Below are 19,858 nucleotides of genomic sequence, written 5' to 3'. Positions count from 1 at the left end.
ATCATAGTAGGGATTAAGGGTAATAACGATGCCCCTGCCGAATTTCCTCACGATCGGTGCTCCCAAGTCCGGGACCACCGCCCTGCACGCCGCGCTGGCCAGGCACCCGGGATTGTTCATGTCCCCGGTGAAGGAACCCAAGTTCTTCCTCAGCGACGGCCCTCCACCGACCAAGGGAGGACCGGGCGACGCGCAGACCTACCGCGAACACGTCTGGAGACGCGAGGACTACGAGGCCCTGTTCGACGCGGCACCGCCGGGAACGCTCACCGGCGAGTCGACCCCGTTCTATCTCTACGATCTGGCGGCGCAGCGGCGCATCAGGGCCGCCATCCCCGACGCCAGGCTCATCGTGGTGCTGCGCGACCCGGTGGAGCGCGCCCACTCCAACTGGACGCACCTGTGGTCGGCCGGGCTGGAACCGATCGGCGACGTGGTGCGGGCCTGCGCCGAGGAGGAGCGGCGGATCAGGGCGGGCTGGGCCCCGTTCTGGCACTATCGCGGGCTCGGCAAGTACGGTGAACAGCTCGAACACCTGTTCACCCTCTTCCCTCGCGAGCAGGTGCTCGTCTACCGCTACCGCGACCTGGTCGACCGCCCCGCCGAAACCCTCGATCGGATCTTCCGTTTCCTCGGGGTGGAGACCGGCGTGGTCACTGAGGTCCCCCGGGAGAACGTGACCGCCCACCCGGAGCCGACCCGCGGACACCGGGTGCTGTCGCGGGCGCTGCGCGTGGGATCGTCCGTGGGGCAGTTCCTGCCGGCGCGGATGAGCGTGGCGCTGACCGACCCGCTGGAGCGCAGGCTGCAGGAGCGGGCCCGCTCCCGCCAGCCGCTGACCTGGGATCAGCGGGAGAAGCTGATCTCCTACTTCACCGAGGACGTGGCACTGCTGCAGCAGGTGACCGGAGAGGACTTCAGCGACTGGCTTCGTCCCCGCGAGCGCTCCGGCGGGCTGGTGGGCGTCCGCCCCAACGGCCAGCGTCAGGCGCGCAACGGCCGCCCCCAGAGCTAGCGGAGCGATTCCAGGCGCCACCGAACGATCTCCCGGGACCGGCGAGCCGATCCCGGGCGCGGACGGGCCGGCCCCGGACACGGACGGGCCGGGCCGGGCCGGGCCGGGAGCGACCGTACCGTGGCCGGCGCCGGGGCGGCCACGTGACGTGATCAGCGCAGTTCGGTGCGGAGCTCGTGCGCCCCGTCCGCGCGGGTGTACTCGTAGTAGAGCCGCCGCCCGCCGCCCGGCAGGTCCACGATGTCCAGGTAACGCAGGCCGCCGCCCGCGTACGGCGAGACCGCGACGGGCTCGGTGCCGAGCGGGGTCAGCTCCGCCGGGTCGGTGCCGGCCGCGACACCGGTCTTCTCCTCGTAGTTCTCCGACGCGGTGGCCCTGCCGTCGTAGAAGGCCACCACCCTGTCGCCGAGGAAGCGGACCGCCGCCACCCGCGCGCCCCGGGAGTCCCAGGTGCCGGGACGGCCACTGAGCGCGGTGCCCTGCCAGGTCCACTCGAGGCCGTCGGCGCTGGTGGCGTAGTCGGTCACCATCTGGTCGGCCTCGTCGGCCTCGTCCAGCGGGTGGCAGGAGGCCCACAGGTGCCACACGTCGTCCCGCAGCACGATCACCGGGTCCTTGACGCCGGTCTTCGGGTCGCCGGGCAGCACGACCTGCCGCTGCGAGGCCCGGAAGCCGGACGGGTCGTCGGCCTCCAGCACCTCGACCCGCCAGTGCTTGGTGTCGTAGGTGGCGCAGCTGAGGTAGAGCCTCCAGCGCCCCTCGGGCGTGCGGATCAGGGTGGGCCGCTCCAGCGACTCGGTGTCCATCTCCTCCCTGCCGATCGTGAGCAGGGTCTCGAACCGCTCGCCGTCGGTGGAGCGGGCGACGGCGACGGCGTAGCCTCGGCCCTCGCCGAGGGGGCGGCGCAGCCGGTAGGCGAGATAGATCAGGCCGTCGCTCGCCACGGCGCTCGGGGCACCGGCCCAGTGGCCGGCACCCGGCTGCGCCGGTTCGATCGCGACGGTGGAACGGTCGGGGTCGGGAAGGAAATCCTCGATTGTCACGACACCGAGATTAGGCAAGCCTTGGGTAGCACTCACGGAGAATCACCAATCATCATCACGAGCTTTGACACCCCTTGACGGCCAAAGGGCGCATCGTCCTTCGTTCCTCCGGCGCGAGAGGCACCGGCGGCCGCCGCCCCTCCACGACCGGATCGGCACGATCGGGCGTATCGGGGGATGACACGGTCCGGAGTGCCGGGGCGGCGCCGGGAGACGTGTCCGTGGCGCCGGGCCCGATGGAGGCCTCGATGCCCGACCGTACAGGGTGCGGGGACGTGCCTTTCACGACCGTCAGGACCGGCGGAGCGTCGCGCTCGGCAGCGGGATGGCGGGGAACGGGTTGTCCGGGGGCAGGACGAGCCGCCGGGCCTCCTGCGGGCGGGCGGTGGCGTCCAGGTGCAGGAGGGCGGCCCCGATCCCCGCCGCGCCGACCATGTAGCCGGTGTCGGCGGTCACCTCCCAGGGGCGCAGCCGCCGGTAGGCCTGGTACCAGCGGGTGCCCCTGCCGTCGTGGCCGGTGGCCCGGCCGATCAGGTTCTCCCCCAGCGTGCGGGCGAACTCCAGGTGCCGGCGGTGGCCGGTCGCCGCCCAGAGCCCGACGAACAGCTCCACCAGACCGGCGGTGCCGCAGCACTGGCAGGCCGAGTTCCAGGATCCGCCGCTCTGGCTGGCGGGGGCGCCACTGCGGACGATCCCCCTGGCCAGCCGCTCGGCCCACTCGAGGTCTCCGGCGTCGCCCGACACCCGGTGCAGTTCGTAGAACATCCGGGCGACCCCGGCCGAGCCGGAGCAGAAGCCCAGGTAGTGCAGGTCGCGGCCCTGCGGGATGTGGTGCGGCACCAGCGCGCACCGCTCGGTGACGGCGCTGACCGCGCGGACGAAGTCGGCCCCCCTGCGGGAGGCGCCGAGGAAGTCGCTCTCGCCGGTCACGCCGTACAGGCGGGCCAGCAGGAAGGCTGTCCCTGCGGTGCCGGACAGGAAGCCCGGGGTGACCGCGTCCAGCGGCAGGTCCGCGCAGGCGCCCTCGCCGAAGCGGTGGCCGGGGACGACGAGCGTGGCGATGCGGGCGCCTGCCTCGACGGCGACCTCCTGGTAGGCGGGCACCCCCAGGATGCCCGCGGCGTGCAGCAGGCCGAGGATGATCCCGCCGTCGCCTCGCTGCGCGGGGTCGCCGGTCCAGCCCAGGCCGTCGTCGATGGGGCGGGCGCTGCGCACGATGCGGTCGGCGACGGCGGCGGCCTCGACCTCGAAGGCCCCGTCGCCGGTGGCCCATCCGGCCTCGGCCAGGGCGAACATCACTCCGGCCAGGCCGTGGTGGAGGGAGAGGTCCGCCTGCTCCCGCCAGGTGGCGGCGAGGTAGCGGGCCCCGGCCCTGGCGTCGTCCAGATAGCCGTCGTCGCCGGTGGCCGCGGCGAGCTCCAGGAAGAACAGGATGATCCCGGCCGCCCCCGAGTACAGCGACAGGGGGTGGTCGGGCATGGCGGCCCGGCCCCGGGGATCGGGGTTGGCCCGCCAGTGACGCCCCCGCTCGTCGTCCACCGCCGCCGAACGAATCCAGCGCGCGGCCCCGACCGCGGTGGCCAGCGGGCTCTCGGCCTCCGGCTCCAGGCTCATGGCGGCTCCTTCGTACGGCGAGACAATCATTTTACCTGTATTTCCTACAGGATCAATAGGTAATGTGGTGGCCGACACGCGGAACCCGCCCGCGCGAGAGTCTCCCGTGCCGGCACGTCCGTGCCCCCGCCCGCCCACCGGCGCTCAGGCCGGGCGGCCGCGGAGGAGCAGGTCGCTCATGACCGACCCCGCCAGGTCGAAGCCTCCGACATGGGCGAGGTAGCCGCCGGGCTCGAAGACCGATCCGTCCAGCGGGATGAAGACGCCACCCGCCTGGCGGATCAGCAGCGACCCCGCCGCCATGTCCCACGGACTGACCCTACTGCCGTAGGCGACGTCCGCCCACCCTCCCGCGACGTGCGCCAGCTTGAGCGCGGTGCTGCCGGGACGGCGCGTGGAGGCGAACGCCTCCACCATCCTGCCGAACCTGCGCAGCGCCTCCTCCCCGACCTCGGCCAGCTCCCGGGGGGTGGGATAGCTGGTCAGCAGCACCCCCTCCCGGTCGCGCGTGGCACCGGAGCTGCGCAGCCGCACGCCGTTGCACCAGGCCCCGCCCAGGTCGGCCCGGAACTCGTCGTCGCGCACCGGGTCGTACACCACCCCGGCGACCACCTCGCCCCCGACGGCGGCGGCGATCGACACGCAGAAGAACGGCAGCCCGGCGGCGAAGTTCGCGGTCCCGTCGATCGGGTCGACGTACCAGCGGATCTCGCCGGAGCCCATGCTGCCGCCCTCCTCCCCGATGATCGTGCTTCCCGGGACGCGCCTCTCGATGACCTCCCGGATGGTCGCCTCCGCGGCGTGGTCGTGCTCGGTCACCGGATCGTGGAAGTCGCTCTTGGTCTCGACCGCGGGACGCGACCTGAACGCCTCGCGGAGCCGGTCGCCCACCGCGCGGGCGGCCTCGACCGCGACGGCGGAGAGATCTGCTGCGGTGCTCTGATCCATGCTTCCTCCATTGACGCGAATCCGGCGCGTGAACCCGGTGACGCGAGCCCGGTGGTACGAACCCGATGGTACGAACCCGGTGATACGAGCCCGGCGAGGCGAGCCCGGTGACACGAACCCGGTGCGCGGACCGCCTCCCATCCTGTACGAGGACACCGGCCCCGCACGCGTCCGCCGGGCACCTCGACGGACCCTGGCCGGTTTTTGTCAAGACATTCTGATGTCCGCTAGCCTGACGGCGCGGCGTGTCAACCGGGAGGGCGAATGACGGCGCAGCTCGCCATCGATCTCGACCGGTCCAGCCCGGTCCCGCTCTACTTCCAGGTGGCCGAGCAGATCTCCGAGGCCATCCGCCGCGGCGAACTGCCCCCGGGGTCGCGGCTCGACAACGAGATCCTGCTCGCCGACCGGCTGGGCCTGTCGCGTCCGACCGTCCGCCAGGCGATCCAGTATCTGGTCGACAAGGGCCTGCTGGTGCGTAAGCGGGGCGTCGGCACCCAGGTGGTGCACGGCCAGGTCAAGCGTTCCGTCGAGCTGACCAGCCTCTACGACGACCTGCGCAGGGCCGGCCAGGAGCCGGCCACCAGGGTGCTGGTCCTGGGGCCGGCCCCGGTGGAGGAGGAGGTCGCCGCCGTCCTCGGCGTCGCGCCCGGCACCGAGATGCTCCGCCTGGAGCGGATCCGCTACGCCGCAGGGGAGCCGCTGGCCCTGCTGCACAACTGGCTGCCCTCCGGGCTCGCGCCGCTGACCGCCGAGGGCCTCCAGGAGCGCGGGCTGTACGAGATGCTCCGCGCCGCGGGGGTGCGGATGCGCGTGGCGAACCAGCGTATGGGGGCGCGGGCGGCCACGGCGGCCGAGGCGAGGCTGCTTGGCGAGCGGCGCGGGGCCCCGCTGCTCACGATGGTCCGCACCACCTACGACGACCAGGGCAGGGCCGTCGAGCACGGCTCCCACGTCTACCGCGCCTCGCACTACTCCCTGGAGGTCACGCTCATCGAGCGCTGACCGGGCGAGGAGGTCACGCTCACCGAGCGCCGGCCGGGCGAGGAGAGCACGCCCGCGGGGTGGGTGACGGCGGGGATCACCGAGGTCAAATCTGTCCCAAACCACCGGCGCGCGACAGTGCCCGACGCGTGATGATTCGTCCCTTGGGGATGTCATATGCGTATTCACTGCTCAGGAAGCCCGCCGTATGACCCCAGATCCGAGACAAGACTATGCGCGGCCGGAAAGATGAGTGGGCGGCGGTCCTCGCCCTGCTGGGAGGCGTCACGTCCGCGACCGGGAGTGTCATGCTCGTCGAGGGCGAACCGGGGACGGGCAAGTCACTGCTGCTCGCCGAGGCCGCGAGCGTCGCGACCGCGCGGGGCACGGCGGTGGCGAGCGGGCGGGCCGACGAGCTGGGACGGCTGACCCCGCTGGGACCGCTGCTGGCCGCGCTCGAGGGGTCGCCGACGGCCTCGATGCCCGTGACCAGGAGCGCCTTCCCCGACGGGCCGGGGCTGCTGCTGTGGCTGGCCGAACAGGTCCGGACCTCGCTGGAGCGGAGGCTGGCCTCGGGGCCGTTGCTGGTGGTGCTGGACGATCTCCAGTGGGCCGATCCCGCCACGGTGATGGCCCTGCGGACGATGCCCTCGCGGCTGGCCTCGTACCCCGTGGCGTGGCTGCTGGCCTGCCGCGACACCCCGGGACGCGGCGAGGCGGGACGGCTGTTCGACCTGCTGGAGGAGGAGGGGGCCACCCGGATCGTCCTGTGTCCCCTCGACGAGGGGGCGGTGGCCGAGGTCTCCGCCGACATCCTGGGCGCGGCCCCCGGGGAGGGGCTGACGGCGCTGGCCGCCCAGGCCGGCGGCAACCCGCTCCTGCTCGCCGAGCTTCTCACCGGGCTGCGCGAGGAGGACGCCATCCTGGTCGAGGACGGCGTCGCCCGGCTGGCCGGGATCACCCCCGCCGGGGCGGTGCTGCCCCGGCGCCTGCACACCGCCGTCCGGCGGCGCCTGGACGAGCTCGGCACCAGGACCCGGTACCTGCTGGAGGCCGTCGCGGTGCTCGGACGCTCGTTCACCCCGGCGTACGTGGCCGAGATGCTCGGTGAGACCCCGGCCGCGCTGCTTCCCCCGCTGGAGGAGGCGCTGGCGGCCGGGGTGCTCGTGGCCACCCGCGACGAGCTGACGTTCCGGCACGAGCTGGTGTGGCGGTCGATCGTCGACGAGGTGCCGGCGCCGGTACGGCGGGCCCTGCGGGAACAGGTCGAGCGCGCCGCCGTGGCCCGCGGGCCCCTCGCGCCCCGCGGCGGCGCCGGCGGGACGGGGAGGCTCGTGGACCTGGCCCTGCTCGCCTGGGACGAGGGCGCGCTCTCGCGGGGGCTGGACCTGGCGCGCGAGGCCGTGGAGCGACCGGCCCGCGGCCGGCGCCGGCAGCCGAGGGCGGTGCTGGCCTCGATGCTGATCGACCTGTGGCTGCTGGACGAGGCGGAATCGGCGACGGAGAGCGCAGCCGAGGAGGCCGACGCCGAGGGCGAGCCCGCCTGGGCCGCCGAGATCCCCGTCCTGCGCGCCCGGCTGGCCCTGGCCGCGGGCCGGCTCGGCGGCGCGATCGAGCATGGGGAGGCCGGCCTGGCCGCCGCCGGGACCCTGGACGCCCCGCTCCTGGCCTCCTCGGCCCTGTCGGTGCTCGGCACCGCGTCGCTGCGGTCGGGCGACCTGCCGGGAGCCGTCAGGTACATGGAGAGGGACCTGGTCAGGTCGGCACCCGGCATACCGCCGTGCACCCGGCTGCGGTCGGAACTGGCGGCCGGGCGGATCAGCGAGGCGCGCGACGGCGCGGCGGGCGGTATGAGCTCGCTCGGCGGGATCTACGACGCGCTGCCCCGGCACATCGGGGCGCTGACCGGCGAGCCCACGTCGGCGGCGTGGCTGGTGCGGGTGGCGATGGCGGTGGACGACCGGCGCAGGGCCGACGCCGTGGTCGGCGCGGCCGAGGACATCGCCTGGCGCAACCCCGCCCTGCCCGGCCCGTCGGCGTCCGCCGACCACGCGCGAGGGCTGCGGGAAGGTGACTCCGAGGCGCTGGGCCGCGCGGTGGCCGGGCACGCCGACCCCTGGGCCAGGGGGTCGGCCGCGGAGGATCTCGGCGTGCTGCTCGGCGCGGGCGACGGCTGCCGGGACCTGGCCGTGGAGAACCTGAAGACCGCGCTGGCCTGCTACGGGGCCGTGGAGGCCGCCCGGGACGCGGCGCGGGTACGTGGCAGGCTGCGGCTGCTGGGCGAGCGACGCCGCCACTGGGCCAGGACCGACCGTCCCGTGTCGGGGTGGGCCAGCCTGACCGGCACCGAGCAGGCCGTCTGCGACCTGGTCTCCCAGGGGCTGACGAACCGGCACGCCGCCGAGCAGATGTTCATCAGCGAGCACACCGTCGCCTTCCACCTGCGGCAGGTCTTCCGCAAGCTGGGCATCCGCTCGCGGGTCGAGCTGGCCAGGCTCGCGGCGGAGGAGAACGGCCACCGGCGCCCCCTCCGAGATCCTGCCTGAGGCCCGGCCGGGCGGGAACGGTCCTCTTCAGCCGCTCGACGGGGACCGCCAGACCTCGCCCGCCTCGCAGACCACCGACGTCAGGCACGCCCTCCGGCCGGTGATCACCCCGAGCTCGCCCAGGAAGCGGCCCGGCCCGTGGATCCACAGGACCCGCTCGTCCTCGACGACGGCCGCCTTGCCCGTGAGGATGACGACGAACTCCGGGTGCTCCTCACCCTCCTTGATCAGAAGCGCACCCGTCAGGACCGGCCTGCGGACACCGTGGGCCGCGAGCGTGGCGATCTGCGCCTCGTCCAGGCGGGGAAACGCCCCCTGGTGGTCCGAAGTTTCGGTGAGCGCGTCCATCAGTTCCTCCCGAGGGGACCGTCGCCTTTAGGCGACGGGGGAATCGGGAGCGGGAGGGCCGCCAAGGCCCGAGCGTGCAGCGACCCGTCTGACTTGCGCATCAGAGTTCTCCGTTCGTCGCCACAGCAGATGTGCGGCACTGTTATAACAATCGTGTGACTCGTCAGGTGCGCACCTCCCCCGGCGCGGCGTACGACCTCGGATACCACGTCGTGTGGTGCCCGAAGTACCGCCGCCCGGTTCTGGACGGTCGGGTGAAGACCCGCCTGGAAGAGTTGATCCACGCCAAGGTCGACGAGCACGGCCGGCAGATCCTGGCGCTTGAGGTGATGCCCGACCACGTGCGCCTGTTCGTCAAGCCGCACCCGAAAAACTCTCCGTCGTACGTGGCCAACCAGTTCAAGGGCTTCACCTCCCACCACCTGCGCGCCGAGTTTGCGCACCTGCGCTCCCAACTGCCCACACTGTGGTCGCGGTCGTACTTCGTGATCACGGTTGGCGCGGTGTCCGCCGAGACGGTGCAGCGCTCCATCGAGACTCAGTACGAGCGCATACCCAAGGGACAGGGCCGTGCGTAGGTCCTACAAGTTCCTGCTCCGTCCCACCGTCAAGCAGACGGTGGCGCTCACCGCATGCCTTGAGGACCACCGGCAGTTGTACAACGCCGCGCTGGAGCACCGCCGCACCGCCTACCGCAGGGCGGGCGTGAGCATCACCTACGGCGTCCAGTCGGCCGACCTCAAGCACATCCGCGCCGCCGACGCCGACGGTCAGGGCCGGTGGTCGTTCTCCTCCCAGCAGGTCACCCTGCGCCGCCTGGACACGGCGTTCGCCGCGTTCTTCGCTCGCCTCAAGGCCGGGCGCACACCGGGCTTCCCGCGTTTCAAGGGGCGCGGCTGGTTCGACACGGTGACCTGGCCGAAGGACGGCGACGGCTGCCGGTGGGACTCCCAGCCCGAGCACCCCACCGTGACGTTCGTCCGCCTTCAAGGCATCGGCCACGTCCGCGTCCACCAGCACCGGCCGGTCAAGGGCCGGGCGAAGACGATCGGTGTCAAGCGGGAGGGCTCGCGTTGGTACCTCGTGCTGTCGTGCGACGACGTGCCCGCCCAGACCCTGCCTCCGGCGGGCGCGGTCGTCGGCCTGGACATGGGCGTCGCCTCGCTGGTCATCACCAGCGACGGCGAGCACCTGGCCAACCCGCGTCACCTGACCGCGTCCGCCGAGCTGCTGGCCGCCGCCCAGCAAGACCTGGCTCGCAAGAAGCGCGGCTCCAAGCGGCGACGTAAAGCGGTGGCGCGGCTCGCCGCCCTGCATGCCAAGGTCCGGCGGCAGCGCCTGGACGGCGCGCACAAAGCCACGCTCAGGCTGGTCCGCGACTACGACGTCATCGTGCACGAGGACCTGCGGATCGCGAACATGACCCGCTCGGCGTCCGGCACGCTCGAAGCGCCCGGCACCAACGTGGCACAGAAATCCGGCCTCAACCGGAGCATCCTGGACGCGGGTTGGGGAGTGTTCCTGCGAGTCCTCGCGGACAAGGCTGAAAGCGCCGGTCGAGAGCTGGTCGCGGTGAACCCCGCCAACACCTCCCGCACGTGCGCCCGATGTGGGCACTGCGCGCAGGAGAACCGCGTCACCCAAGCCGAGTTCGCCTGTACGGCGTGCGGGCACACCGCGCATGCCGACGTGAACGCGGCGATCAACATCTTGAGGGCAGGGCTTGCCCTTCGCGACGTCGCGCAAGCGGCCTAGCGAGAAGCCGCTCCCTTCAGGGAGCGGAGGAGTCACCTCAGCCGCTCCTCTCACCCACCGGCGTGATCGCGCCCTCCGCCCACGCGCGCGGCGCGGCACCCGCCGGCGTCCGCTCCTTCTTCCCACAGTCCCGGCATCGCACGATATTTGGTGACATGACCGGCCCTTCTCATCCGTAGGTGACGGCGAGCTCGTCCCCGGCGAGGTCCACCCGGACCACGGCTCCCTCCTCCGCCTCTCCCGACAGGAGCGCGCGGCCGATGCGCGTCTCGACCTCCCTGGCGATGAACCGGCGCAGCGGGCGGGCGCCGTACACGGGGTCGTAGCCCCGCTCGGCGATGTGCCGCAGCGCCGCCTCGGTGACCTCCAGCCGGATGCCCCGCTGGTCGAGGCGGTTGCGCAGCTCGACGAACATCAGGCCGACGATGCGCTCGATCTCCTCGGGGGTGAGCGGCTTGAAGATCACGATGTCGTCGACGCGGTTGAGGAACTCGGGGCGGAAGTGGGCGCGCAGCTCGGCCATGACCTGCTGCTGCGCCTCGGGCTTGATCTCCCCGCTCGACGTGACGCCGTCGAGGAGGTACACGGAGCCGAGGTTGGAGGTCATGATCAGGACGGTGTTGCGGAAGTCGACGGTCCTGCCCTGCGCGTCGGTGAGCCTGCCGTCGTCGAGCACCTGCAGCAGCGTGTTGAAGACGTCGGCGTGCGCCTTCTCCACCTCGTCGAAGAGCACAACGGAGTACGGCTTGCGCCGCACGGCCTCGGTCAGCTGGCCGCCCTCCTCGTACCCGACGTAGCCGGGGGGCGCGCCGACGAGGCGGCTGACCGTGTGCCGCTCCTGGTACTCGCTCATGTCGATGCGGATCATGTTGTCCTCGGTGTCGAAGAGCGCCTCCGCGAGCGCCTTGGCCAGCTCCGTCTTGCCGACGCCCGTCGGTCCCAGGAAGACGAACGACCCGATCGGGCGACGCGGGTCCTTGATGCCGGAGCGCGCCCGGATGACGGCGTCGGCCACCAGCCGTACCGCCTCGTCCTGGCCGATCACCCGCTCGTGCAGGATCTGGTCGAGCCGCAGGAGCTTCTCGCGCTCGCCCTCGCGCAGCCGGCTCACCGGGATGCCCGTCCACCGGGAGACGATCATCGAGATCTCCTCGTCGGTGACGACCTCGCGCAGCAGGCGCGACGTGCCCTGCTTGGCGGACAGCCGCTCCTCCTCGGACTCCAGCCGCCGCAGCAGCTCGGGCAGCCTGCCGTGCCGCAGCTCCGCGGCGCGGTTGAGGTCGTAGCCGCGCTCGGCCCGCTCGGCGTCCGCGCGTACCTGCTCCATCTCCGCGCGCAGGGCCTGGACGGCGCGCAGGGCGTGCCGCTCGGCCTCCCACTGCGCCCGCATGGCGTCGGTCTCGGCGTGCAGGTCGGCGAGCTCCCTGCGCAGTTCCTCCAGCCGGGTCCCGCTCGCGGAGTCCTCCTCCTTGGCGAGCGCGGCCTCCTCGATCTCCAGGCGCATCACCCTGCGGGTGAGCTCGTCGAGCTCGGCGGGCATCGAGTCGATCTCCGTACGGAGCATCGCGCACGCCTCGTCCACCAGGTCGATGGCCTTGTCCGGCAGGAAGCGGTCGGAGATGTAGCGGTGGCTCAGCACGACGGCCGCCACCAGCGCGCTGTCCTGGATCTTCACCCCGTGGAAGATCTCCAGGCGCTCGCGCAGGCCGCGCAGGATGGACACGGCGTCCTCGACCGACGGCTCGTCGACCATCACCGGCTGGAACCGGCGCTCCAGGGCGGCGTCCTTCTCGACGTGCTTGCGGTACTCGACGAGGGTCGTCGCCCCGATCATGTGCAGCTCGCCGCGGGCCAGCATGGGCTTGAGCATGTTGCCCGCGTCCATGGCGCCCTCGGCGGCTCCGGCGCCCACCACGGTGTGCATCTCGTCGACGAAGAGCAGGATCCGCCCCTCGGCGGCCTTGACCTCGTTGAGCACCGCCTTGAGCCGCTCCTCGAACTCCCCCCGGTACTTGGCCCCGGCCACCAGCGAGCCCATGTCGAGGCTGAAGACCGTCTTGCCCCTGAGCCCCTCCGGCACGTCCCCGTGGCTGATCCGCAGGGCGAGGCCCTCCACGATGGCGGTCTTGCCCACCCCGGGGTCGCCGACGAGGACCGGGTTGTTCTTGGTCTTGCGGGACAGGATCTGGATGACGCGGCGGATCTCGGCGTCGCGCCCGACGACCGGGTCGAGCCTGCCCGAGAGGGCGTCCGCCACCAGGTCGCGCCCGTACTTCTCCAGCGCCTCGTACGCCACCTCGGGCATCGCGGACGTCACCCGCTGGTTGCCGCGGATCGCGGTGAGCGCCTTGAGGAAGCCGTCCCTGGACAGCCCCTGCTCGTGCAGCAGCCGCCCGGCGGAGGCCGAGCTGCCCTCCTCGATCAGGGCGATGAGCAGGTGCTCCACCGACACGTACTCGTCCTTCAGCCGGTCGGCCTCCCGCTTGGCCGTCTCCAGCAGGCGCGAGAGCCGCTGCGTCACGTAGACCTGGCCGGGAGAGACGCCGGGGCCGCTCACCCGGGGGCGCCGGCCCAGCTCCGCCTCCAGCTCGGTCCTGAGCCGGTCGGTGTCGACGTTCGCGTACGAGAGCAGGCGGAGTGTCAGCCCCTCCGGCTGGTCGAGCAGCGCCAGCAGCAGGTGCTCGCCGTCCACCTCGGTGTGCCCGAAACGCAGGGCCTTGGTCTGCGCGTCGTGCAGCGCCTCCTGCGACTTCTGTGTCAGCCGGTTCATGTCCACGGCGAGCCTCCGATGGGTCGGGAACGACCGCGCTGAGCGGCCTCCAGGTCGGCGATGCGGTCCAGCAGGTCCAGTACGAGGCCGATCGCCGCGTAGTTGATCGAGAACCCGGCCCTCAGCCGCCGGACGCGCGCCATGGCGAGCACCTGGGAGGGCGGGAGCCACAGGTGCCCGGAGGCGTCGGTCCAGGCGTCGAGCACGCCCAGCACGACGAGGCGCCGCACCAGCTCGGGGTGGGTTCCCGTCGCCCTGGCGAACGTCTCCAGATCCAGGCGCTCGGGCCTGGCCAGCTGGTAGGCCCTGGCCGTCTCCCGCGAGGTCTCCTCCCGAACCTCCCGCCGGGTCTCTCCCCGGGCCTCCCGCCGGCGGGAGGCCGCGCCCTCGCCGGAGGCGGGCCCTGCGCGTTCTCCGTCCGCCGGGTCCGCCGGCGGACGGGCGGGGCGCGGGTCCGGACGGGGCGTTCCGCGCTCCGGGAACGGGTGGGTCATCGCCGCCTCCTCGGGTCGAACGCGGAGACCGCGGCGAGCTGCTCGAACAGCCGCCGCTCCTCCTCCGACAGCCGGTCCGGGACCATGATCCGCACCTCGGCGTACAGGTCACCGGCCTTGTCGCCGCGGCCGGGCATCCCCCGGCCGCGCAGCCTCAGCCGCCTGCCGCCGGACGTCCCCGGCGGCACCTTGACCTTGGCCTCGCCCCCGGGGGTGTCGACCACGACGGGGGCGCCGAGCGCCGCCTCCCACGGGGTGACCGGGAGCAGGACGTGGAGGTCGCGTCCCTCGATCCGGTATCGGGGATGCGCGGCGATCCTGACGATCAGGTAGAGGTCGCCCGCGGGCGCCCCGTCGCCGCCCCGGCCGCCCTGCCCGGCCAGCCTGATGCGCTGCCCGTCGACGACGCCCGGCGGGATGTCGATCCGCAGCCCGCGCGAACCGACGGTGACGGAGCGAGGCCCGCCCCGGTAGGCCTCCTCCACGGTCAGGACGATCTCGGCCTCCTGGTCGGCGCCGGGTATCGGCCCCCAGTTCGCGCCGGACCGGCCTCTCCTGCCGGAGAACAGCCCTTCGAGGAGGTCGTCGAGGTCGACCCCCTCCTGGAAGCCGCCGAAACCCGCGCCCCCGCCCCGGGCACCGGCCCCGCCCCGGCCCGCGCCCGCCGCGCGTCTCCCGGCGCGTGCCCACGTCTCCGGGTCCACGTCGTCGGGCACCTGGCGGAACTCCGGCCCGAACGCGTCGTAGCGGCGCCGGGTCCCGGGGTCGGACAGCACGCTGTAGGCCTCGGAGACCTCCTTGAAACGGTCCTCGGCGGACGGGTCCTTGTTGACGTCGGGGTGGTTGGCCCGCGCCAGCTTGCGGTAGGCGCGCTGGATGTCCTCCTGGCTCGCCCCCCGCCGCACGCCGAGGATCTCGTAGAAGTCCCGGTCGGGGGGCATCATGCCCCCTTGGCCACCACGACCAGCGCGGGCCGCAGCAACTGTTCGCCGTCCCCGTAGCCGGGCCGCACCACCTGCAGGACCGTGCCGTCGGGAACGCCCTCCCGCGAGAGCACGCCCACCGCCTCGTGCCTGGCCGGGTCGAACACGGTCCCGGTGTCGTCGCGGCGCGCGTATCCCAGGCGGGACACCACCTCCTGCGCCTGGTCGCGGATCGCCCGCATCCCGGCGACGATGGAGCCGGGATCGGTCTCCGCGTGCTCCAGGGCGCGGTCCAGGTTGTCCAGGACGGGCAGCCACTCCCCGGCGGCCCGCGCCCGCTCGTCCGACCGCGTCCGCTCGGCGTCCCTGCCGACGCGCTTGCGCAGGTTGTCGAGGTCGGCGAGGGCGCGCCGCCAGCGATCCTCGAGATCGGCCACCATGGCCTGGAGCTCCAGAACGCGCTCCTGGAGGCCGTCCGAGACGTCCGGGGCATCCGGGGCGTACCCGCACCCCTCCTGGACGTCCGGCCCCTGGTCACGCGCCTCCCGGTCACGCGCCTCCTGACCACCGCGCCGGGTCTCGGACCCCTGAGCGCCCTGAGGTCCCCGGGGTCCGTGCCGGCCCGGGGGCCGGTCCGGGGGCCGGTCGGGGGGCCCGTCGTGGGCTCGCGCCTCCCGGCCGGCGTCCCGCTCCCGGTCGTCCTCCCGGTCGTACGGCTCCCGGTCCCGCGGTTCCCGGCCGGGCGGGTCGTACCCGCCGCGCGGATCCCCGTCACGGCGCGGGACCTGCCGGCCACGCCCGGGTGTCTCACTCATCGGTCGTGAACTCCGCGTCGATGACGTCGTCGTCCCGGCCGCCCGGGGAACCGGACGCCCCCGCGGCCCCCGGGCCGCCCGGGGCGCCGGAGCCGGCCGCGCCGAGGCTGTGGTAGATCTGCTGGAGCTCGGCGGTGAGCGAGCGGACCCGGTCGAGCGGGGCCTCCTGCTTGATCGCGTCGCGGGCGTCGTGCGCCAGCATGTCGGCCCGCGCCCTCTCGTGGACGGGTACCGAGTCGCCCAGCTCCGTCAGGCGGCGCTCCACCTGGTAGGCGGCGCTGTCGAGCTCGTTGCGCGCGTCCACCACCTGCCGCATCCGCTGGTCCTCCTCGCGGTGCCGCTCGGAGTCGGCGACCATCCGCTCGACCTCGCTCGTGTCCAAGTTCGAGCTCTCGCTGATCGTGATGCGCTGCTCGGCGCCGGTGTCCTTGTCCTTGGCCGAGACGTTCAGGATCCCGTTGGCGTCGACGTCGAAGGTCACGTCGACCTGCGGCACGCCGCGCGGGGCGGGCCGGATGTTCTCCAGCCGGAACCGGCCCAGGGGACGGTTGTCGGCGGCGCGCTCGCGCTCGCCCTGCAGCACGACGACGTCCACGGCGCTCTGGTTGTCCTCGGCGGTGCTGAACGTCTCGGAACGGCGGGCCGGGATGGTCGTGTTCCGCTCGATGACCTTCGTCATCACCCCGCCGAGCGTCTCGATGCCGAGGGAGAGCGGTGTCACGTCGAGCAGGACGACGTCCCTCAGCTCGCCCTTGATGACGGCGGCCTGGACCGCGGCGCCCAGCGCCACGACCTCGTCCGGGTTGACCGTCATGTTCGGCTCCTTGCCGCCCGTCATCCGGCGTACCAGGTTCTGCACGGCGGGCATCCTGGTCGAGCCGCCCACCAGGATCACCTCGTCGATGTCGTCGGCGGTGAGCTTGGCGTCGGCCATGGCCTGCTGGACGGGCCCCTTGCACCGTTCGAGCAGGTCGGCGGTGATCTCCTCGAAGGTCGAGCGCCTGAGCGTGGTGTTCAGGTGCTTGGGGCCCGAGGCGTCCGCGGTGATGAAGGGCAGGCTGATCTGCGTCTGGGTGACCGCCGACAGCTCGACCTTGGCCTTCTCCGCGGCCTCGAACAGCCGCTGCAGGGCCTGCGGGTCCTGGCGCAGGTCGATGCCGTTGTCCCGCTGGAACTCGTCGGCGAGGTGGTCGACGATGCGCCGGTCGAAGTCGTCGCCGCCCAGGTGGGAGTCTCCCGCGGTCGCCCGCACCTCCACGACGCCGTCCCCGATGGCGAGGACGCTGACGTCGAAGGTGCCTCCGCCCAGGTCGAAGACGAGCACGGTCTCGCTCTCCTGGCGGTCGAGGCCGTAGGCGAGCGCCGCCGCGGTCGGCTCGTTGATGATCCGCAGGACCTCCAGGCCGGCGATCTTCCCCGCGTCCTTGGTGGCCTGGCGCTGGGAGTCGTTGAAGTACGCGGGCACCGTGATGACCGCCTCGGTGACCTTCTCCCCCAGGAACCTCGAGGCGTCGTCCACGAGCTTGCGCAGGACGGCCGCGGCGATCTCCTCGGGCGCGTGAAGCCTCTCCTTGATCTTGAAGCGGACGGCTCCGTCGGGCCCGGGGACGACGTCGAACGACACGGCGGTCAGCTCGCTGGCGACCTCGTCGTGACGGCGGCCGATGAAGCGCTTGGCCGAGTAGATCGTCCCCTTGGGGTTGAGGATCGCCTGGCGGCGGGCCAGTTGCCCGACCAGGCGCTCACCGCTGTCGGTGAACGCCACGACCGAGGGCGTCGTCCGCGCCCCCTCGGCGTTGGGGATCACCGTGGGCTTGTCGCCCTCCATCGTGGCGATCACCGAGTTGGTGGTGCCCAGATCGATTCCGACTGCTTTGGACATGCTGCCCTCCTGTGCGCTGTGGCCCCCGGCGCTCGCCGGGCGGCCCGGCGGCGGGCACGGGACGGCGGCGCGGGCAATGCCGTCCGCGCCGTCCGCGCCGTCCACGCCGTCCACACCGCCCGCGCCCCGTCCGTGCGGGCTCGGTTCGGGGGGCGCCGGTCAGATCTGCTGGTGCATCTGCTGGGACGTGCCCACGTCGAGCAGCCTGCGCGCCTCGGCGGCGTGCGGGGCCGCGACCAGCACCTCGTAGCGGTCGGCGACGATCGCGCTCGACGAGAGGAAGTCGCGCTTGCCCCCGGTGAGCGCGTGGCCGACCAGTCCGAAGATCGCTCCGGCGATGGCGCCCCAGATCAGGCCCCACAGGACCAGGATGAAGGGGAACCGCCCGGGAGTGAAGATCGCGAAGAACAGGCCGATCAGCAGTCCGAACCAGGCTCCGGTCGCCGCGCCCATCCCCGCGGCGCGAAGATAGGTCAGCCGCCCGAGCACCTGCTCGACGAGCCGGAGACCGACTCCGACGATCATCGTGTGCTCGACCGGGAACTTCTGGTCCGACAGCCTGTCCACGGCACGTTGTGCCTCGGCGTAGTTGCCGAAATCCGCCACCGTCTCGTGGCCGGTCAAACTGATGTCAGGTCGCATGGCACTTCCCTTCGACGGGCACCCGCGAGGTGAATCCGTACGCGATCCACCCTGACCCCGCGACGGCGCCCCCACATCCCCAGACCTGACAGTCATCACCTGACAGTCATCGCCGTCCCCGGCGCCGGTGTCCGGTCCCGGTCAGCCGGGGCCCAGGCCGTGCCGGAAGGCGTAGGTCACCGCCTGTGCCCGGTCACGCAGTCCCGCCTTGGCGAAGAGGTTGTTGATGTGCGTCTTGACCGTCGCCTCGGAGATGAACAGCTCCCCGGCGATCTCCGCGTTCGAGCGGCCCGCCGCTATCAGCCCCAGCACCTCGCTCTCCCGGCGGGTCAGCCCGTCCGGCAGGCCCGGCGCGCGGCGGCTCCCGGCCACCGCCTCGGCCAGCCGCCGCTGGACGGTGGGGTCGAACTGGGCCTCGCCCTCGACGACGGTGGCGATGGCCGAGGCCAGGGACTCGGCGTCGGTGTCCTTGGTCAGGTAGCCCCGCGCCCCCGCGCCCAGCGCGGCGAAGATCGACTCGTCGTCGGAGTACGTCGTCAGGACCACCACGTGGATGTCCGGGTGGGCCGCCCTGATCCTGCGGGTCGCCTCCACCCCGTCCATGCGGGGCATCCGCAGGTCCATCAGGACCACGTCGGGCCCGAGCGAGGCGGCCAGCTCGACCGCCTCCCGCCCGTCGGCCGCGGCCCCCACGACCTCGACGCCGGGCAGCAGTCCCAGCAGCAGCACCAGCCCCTCGCGCACCACCGTCTGGTCGTCGGCCACCAGCACCCGCACGACCACCTCGACCACCTCGTCCCTCGGACCCGCCCGCCTGTCCCCGCGCCGCTCCCTCGCCGGGACGGCCTCGCGGTCGCGCGGCACCGGCGCGTCGGGGCGTACCGTACCGGCACCGGCGTGAGCCGTCCACGGCGCGGCGCCCACCCCCGCGGCGGCGCCGCGCCGCGGGCGGCTCACGCCGGGACCCGCAGCAGGACCTCGAAGCCCTCCGCGCCCGGCCGCGCGGCCAGCGAACCGCCGATCAGCTCGGCCCGCTCGCGCATCCCCACCAGCCCGTACCCCCCTTCCCGCGACGCCGGCGGGTCCGGCGGACCGCCCGTGTCGCGCACCTCCAGCTCGCACCACGCGCCGGCGCGGCGCAGCGCCACCGACACCGCGGCGCCCGGCGCGTGCTTGCGCACGTTCGTCAGCGCCTCCTGCGCGGTCCTCGCCACCGCCAGCCTGGCCCCCGCCTCCAGCGAGCCGAGGTCCCCGGTGACCGAGACCGCGCAGGGCGCCCCGGTCACCGACCGGAACTCCACCGCCAGCCGCTCCAGCCGCTCGGCCAGCGGAAGCTCCTGCCCGCGCAGCGCGTCGAGCGCCCGGCGGGTCTCCTCCAGCCCGGCGCGCGCCAGCCGCACGGCGCGGTTGACCCGGTCGAGGGCCGCCGCGGGGTCCCCGCCCTGCTCCAGCAGCAGCCGCGCGCCCTCCAGGTGGACGATCTGGGCCGACTGCGAGTGCGCCAGGATGTCGTGGACCTCCCTGGCCAGCCGTGCCCGCTCGGCCAGCACGGCCTCACCCGCCCGCGCCTCGGCGAGCGCCGCCGCGTGCTCCCTGGTCGTCTTCACATACCGGATCAGGAAGACGAGAATGGCGCCGTAGGTGAGGCCCAGGACGTTGCCCATCAACTCCCAGCCCTGCAGCCCGGCCAGGAAGGACACGGCCGCCGTTCCGGCGATGTCTGCCGTGACCAGGAATATCCCCGGCCAGAAGCGGGTCCTGAACGGGGCTGCGTAGAGGACGAGGTACAGAAAGCCCATGCCGCCGAAGCGACTGATCGCCTGCAGGGCGAGCCCGCCGGTCAGGGTGGCCGCGAGCAGCCAGGCGCCGCGCCGCGCGTCCTGGCTCAGCAGTGCCCACACGCAGCAGCCGGAGGTGGCGGCGCAGACGAGGAGCACCGGGAGCAGGCCCGGCCAGCCCGCCTCGATCGCGGCGGCCACCGGCCAGTAGAGCACGTATCCCGCCAGCACGACGGCGAGGAGGCAGCGCACCGAGGGGCGGCGGAAGAACGTCACGACCACAAATTATCCGTGCCCCCGG

17 protein-coding genes are annotated in these 19,858 nt (G+C 73.0%); 5 read left to right on the top strand and 12 right to left on the bottom strand.

The window, feature by feature from the left end:
- The first annotated feature begins 28 nt into the window (after positions 1-28).
- Positions 29-1,015 (top strand): sulfotransferase, encoded by a 987-nt coding sequence (locus ACVCAG_RS33485; protein ID WP_440087373.1) that lies wholly within the window; start codon positions 29-31, stop codon positions 1,013-1,015.
- Between the two features lie 152 nt (positions 1,016-1,167).
- On the opposite strand, the gene ACVCAG_RS33480 is transcribed toward ACVCAG_RS33485, so the two are convergent.
- From ACVCAG_RS33480 to ACVCAG_RS33470, 3 genes are all read right to left on the bottom strand, one after another.
- Positions 1,168-2,058 carry a hypothetical protein gene (locus ACVCAG_RS33480; RefSeq protein ID WP_440087374.1) on the bottom strand — a complete coding sequence of 297 codons (891 nt, stop codon included), beginning with the start codon at positions 2,056-2,058 and terminating at the stop codon, positions 1,168-1,170.
- Positions 2,059-2,349: 291 nt separating this feature from the next.
- Positions 2,350-3,672, bottom strand: a complete 1,323-nt coding sequence (locus tag ACVCAG_RS33475) for a lanthionine synthetase LanC family protein (protein ID WP_440087375.1) — start codon at positions 3,670-3,672, stop codon at positions 2,350-2,352.
- 144 nt (positions 3,673-3,816) lie between these two features.
- On the bottom strand, positions 3,817-4,620 hold the full coding sequence (locus tag ACVCAG_RS33470; protein ID WP_447191076.1) for an inositol monophosphatase family protein: 804 nt from the start codon (positions 4,618-4,620) through the stop codon (positions 3,817-3,819).
- Positions 4,621-4,884: 264 nt separating this feature from the next.
- Here ACVCAG_RS33470 and ACVCAG_RS33465 point away from each other — a divergent pair, with 264 nt between their 5' ends.
- Together ACVCAG_RS33465 and ACVCAG_RS33460 are read left to right on the top strand one after the other, a co-directional pair.
- Positions 4,885-5,625: a GntR family transcriptional regulator gene (locus tag ACVCAG_RS33465; RefSeq protein ID WP_447191075.1), complete on the top strand. Its 741-nt coding sequence runs from the start codon at positions 4,885-4,887 to the stop codon at positions 5,623-5,625.
- Positions 5,626-5,837: 212 nt separating this feature from the next.
- Positions 5,838-8,150 carry an ATP-binding protein gene (locus tag ACVCAG_RS33460; protein WP_447191074.1) on the top strand — a complete coding sequence of 771 codons (2,313 nt, stop codon included), beginning with the start codon at positions 5,838-5,840 and terminating at the stop codon, positions 8,148-8,150.
- Between the two features lie 27 nt (positions 8,151-8,177).
- Here ACVCAG_RS33460 and ACVCAG_RS33455 read toward each other — a convergent pair whose 3' ends face one another.
- Positions 8,178-8,498 (bottom strand): Crp/Fnr family transcriptional regulator, encoded by a 321-nt coding sequence (locus ACVCAG_RS33455; RefSeq protein ID WP_447191073.1) that lies wholly within the window; start codon positions 8,496-8,498, stop codon positions 8,178-8,180.
- A 155-nt stretch (positions 8,499-8,653) separates the two neighbouring features.
- Between ACVCAG_RS33455 and tnpA the strand changes: the two genes are divergently transcribed.
- Entirely contained in the window at positions 8,654-9,076 is a 423-nt protein-coding gene (gene tnpA, locus ACVCAG_RS33450) for an IS200/IS605 family transposase (RefSeq protein ID WP_440087380.1), read from the top strand.
- Positions 9,069-10,253 carry an RNA-guided endonuclease InsQ/TnpB family protein gene (locus ACVCAG_RS33445; RefSeq protein WP_447191072.1) on the top strand — a complete coding sequence of 395 codons (1,185 nt, stop codon included), beginning with the start codon at positions 9,069-9,071 and terminating at the stop codon, positions 10,251-10,253. The genes tnpA and ACVCAG_RS33445 overlap by 8 nt, the downstream gene beginning before the upstream one ends.
- Before the next feature lie 169 nt (positions 10,254-10,422).
- Here ACVCAG_RS33445 and clpB read toward each other — a convergent pair whose 3' ends face one another.
- The 8 genes from clpB to ACVCAG_RS33405 form a co-directional block, all read right to left on the bottom strand.
- Positions 10,423-13,023, bottom strand: coding sequence for an ATP-dependent chaperone ClpB (gene clpB, locus ACVCAG_RS33440; protein WP_447191071.1), 2,601 nt, complete (start codon positions 13,021-13,023; stop codon positions 10,423-10,425).
- Entirely contained in the window at positions 13,020-13,517 is a 498-nt protein-coding gene (locus ACVCAG_RS33435; RefSeq protein WP_440087384.1) for a chaperone modulator CbpM, read from the bottom strand. Before ACVCAG_RS33435 ends, clpB begins: the two co-directional genes overlap by 4 nt.
- On the bottom strand, positions 13,514-14,461 hold the full coding sequence (locus ACVCAG_RS33430; protein ID WP_447191070.1) for a DnaJ C-terminal domain-containing protein: 948 nt from the start codon (positions 14,459-14,461) through the stop codon (positions 13,514-13,516). Before ACVCAG_RS33430 ends, ACVCAG_RS33435 begins: the two co-directional genes overlap by 4 nt.
- Positions 14,458-15,255, bottom strand: a complete 798-nt coding sequence (locus ACVCAG_RS33425) for a nucleotide exchange factor GrpE (protein ID WP_447191069.1) — start codon at positions 15,253-15,255, stop codon at positions 14,458-14,460. Before ACVCAG_RS33425 ends, ACVCAG_RS33430 begins: the two co-directional genes overlap by 4 nt.
- Entirely contained in the window at positions 15,248-17,137 is a 1,890-nt protein-coding gene (gene dnaK / locus ACVCAG_RS33420; RefSeq protein WP_440087387.1) for a molecular chaperone DnaK, read from the bottom strand. Before dnaK ends, ACVCAG_RS33425 begins: the two co-directional genes overlap by 8 nt.
- Before the next feature lie 159 nt (positions 17,138-17,296).
- Positions 17,297-17,779, bottom strand: coding sequence for a general stress protein (locus ACVCAG_RS33415; protein WP_440087388.1), 483 nt, complete (start codon positions 17,777-17,779; stop codon positions 17,297-17,299).
- A 141-nt stretch (positions 17,780-17,920) separates the two neighbouring features.
- Positions 17,921-18,736 carry a response regulator gene (locus tag ACVCAG_RS33410; protein ID WP_440087389.1) on the bottom strand — a complete coding sequence of 272 codons (816 nt, stop codon included), beginning with the start codon at positions 18,734-18,736 and terminating at the stop codon, positions 17,921-17,923.
- Positions 18,733-19,833 carry a histidine kinase gene (locus ACVCAG_RS33405; RefSeq protein WP_440087390.1) on the bottom strand — a complete coding sequence of 367 codons (1,101 nt, stop codon included), beginning with the start codon at positions 19,831-19,833 and terminating at the stop codon, positions 18,733-18,735. Before ACVCAG_RS33405 ends, ACVCAG_RS33410 begins: the two co-directional genes overlap by 4 nt.
- Between the last annotated feature and the right edge of the window lie 25 nt (positions 19,834-19,858).

The organism is Streptosporangium sp. G12 (genome assembly GCF_052983175.1).
The sequence above is the reverse complement of the archived record's forward strand: the minus strand, read 5'-3'. Positions and strand labels throughout refer to the sequence as shown.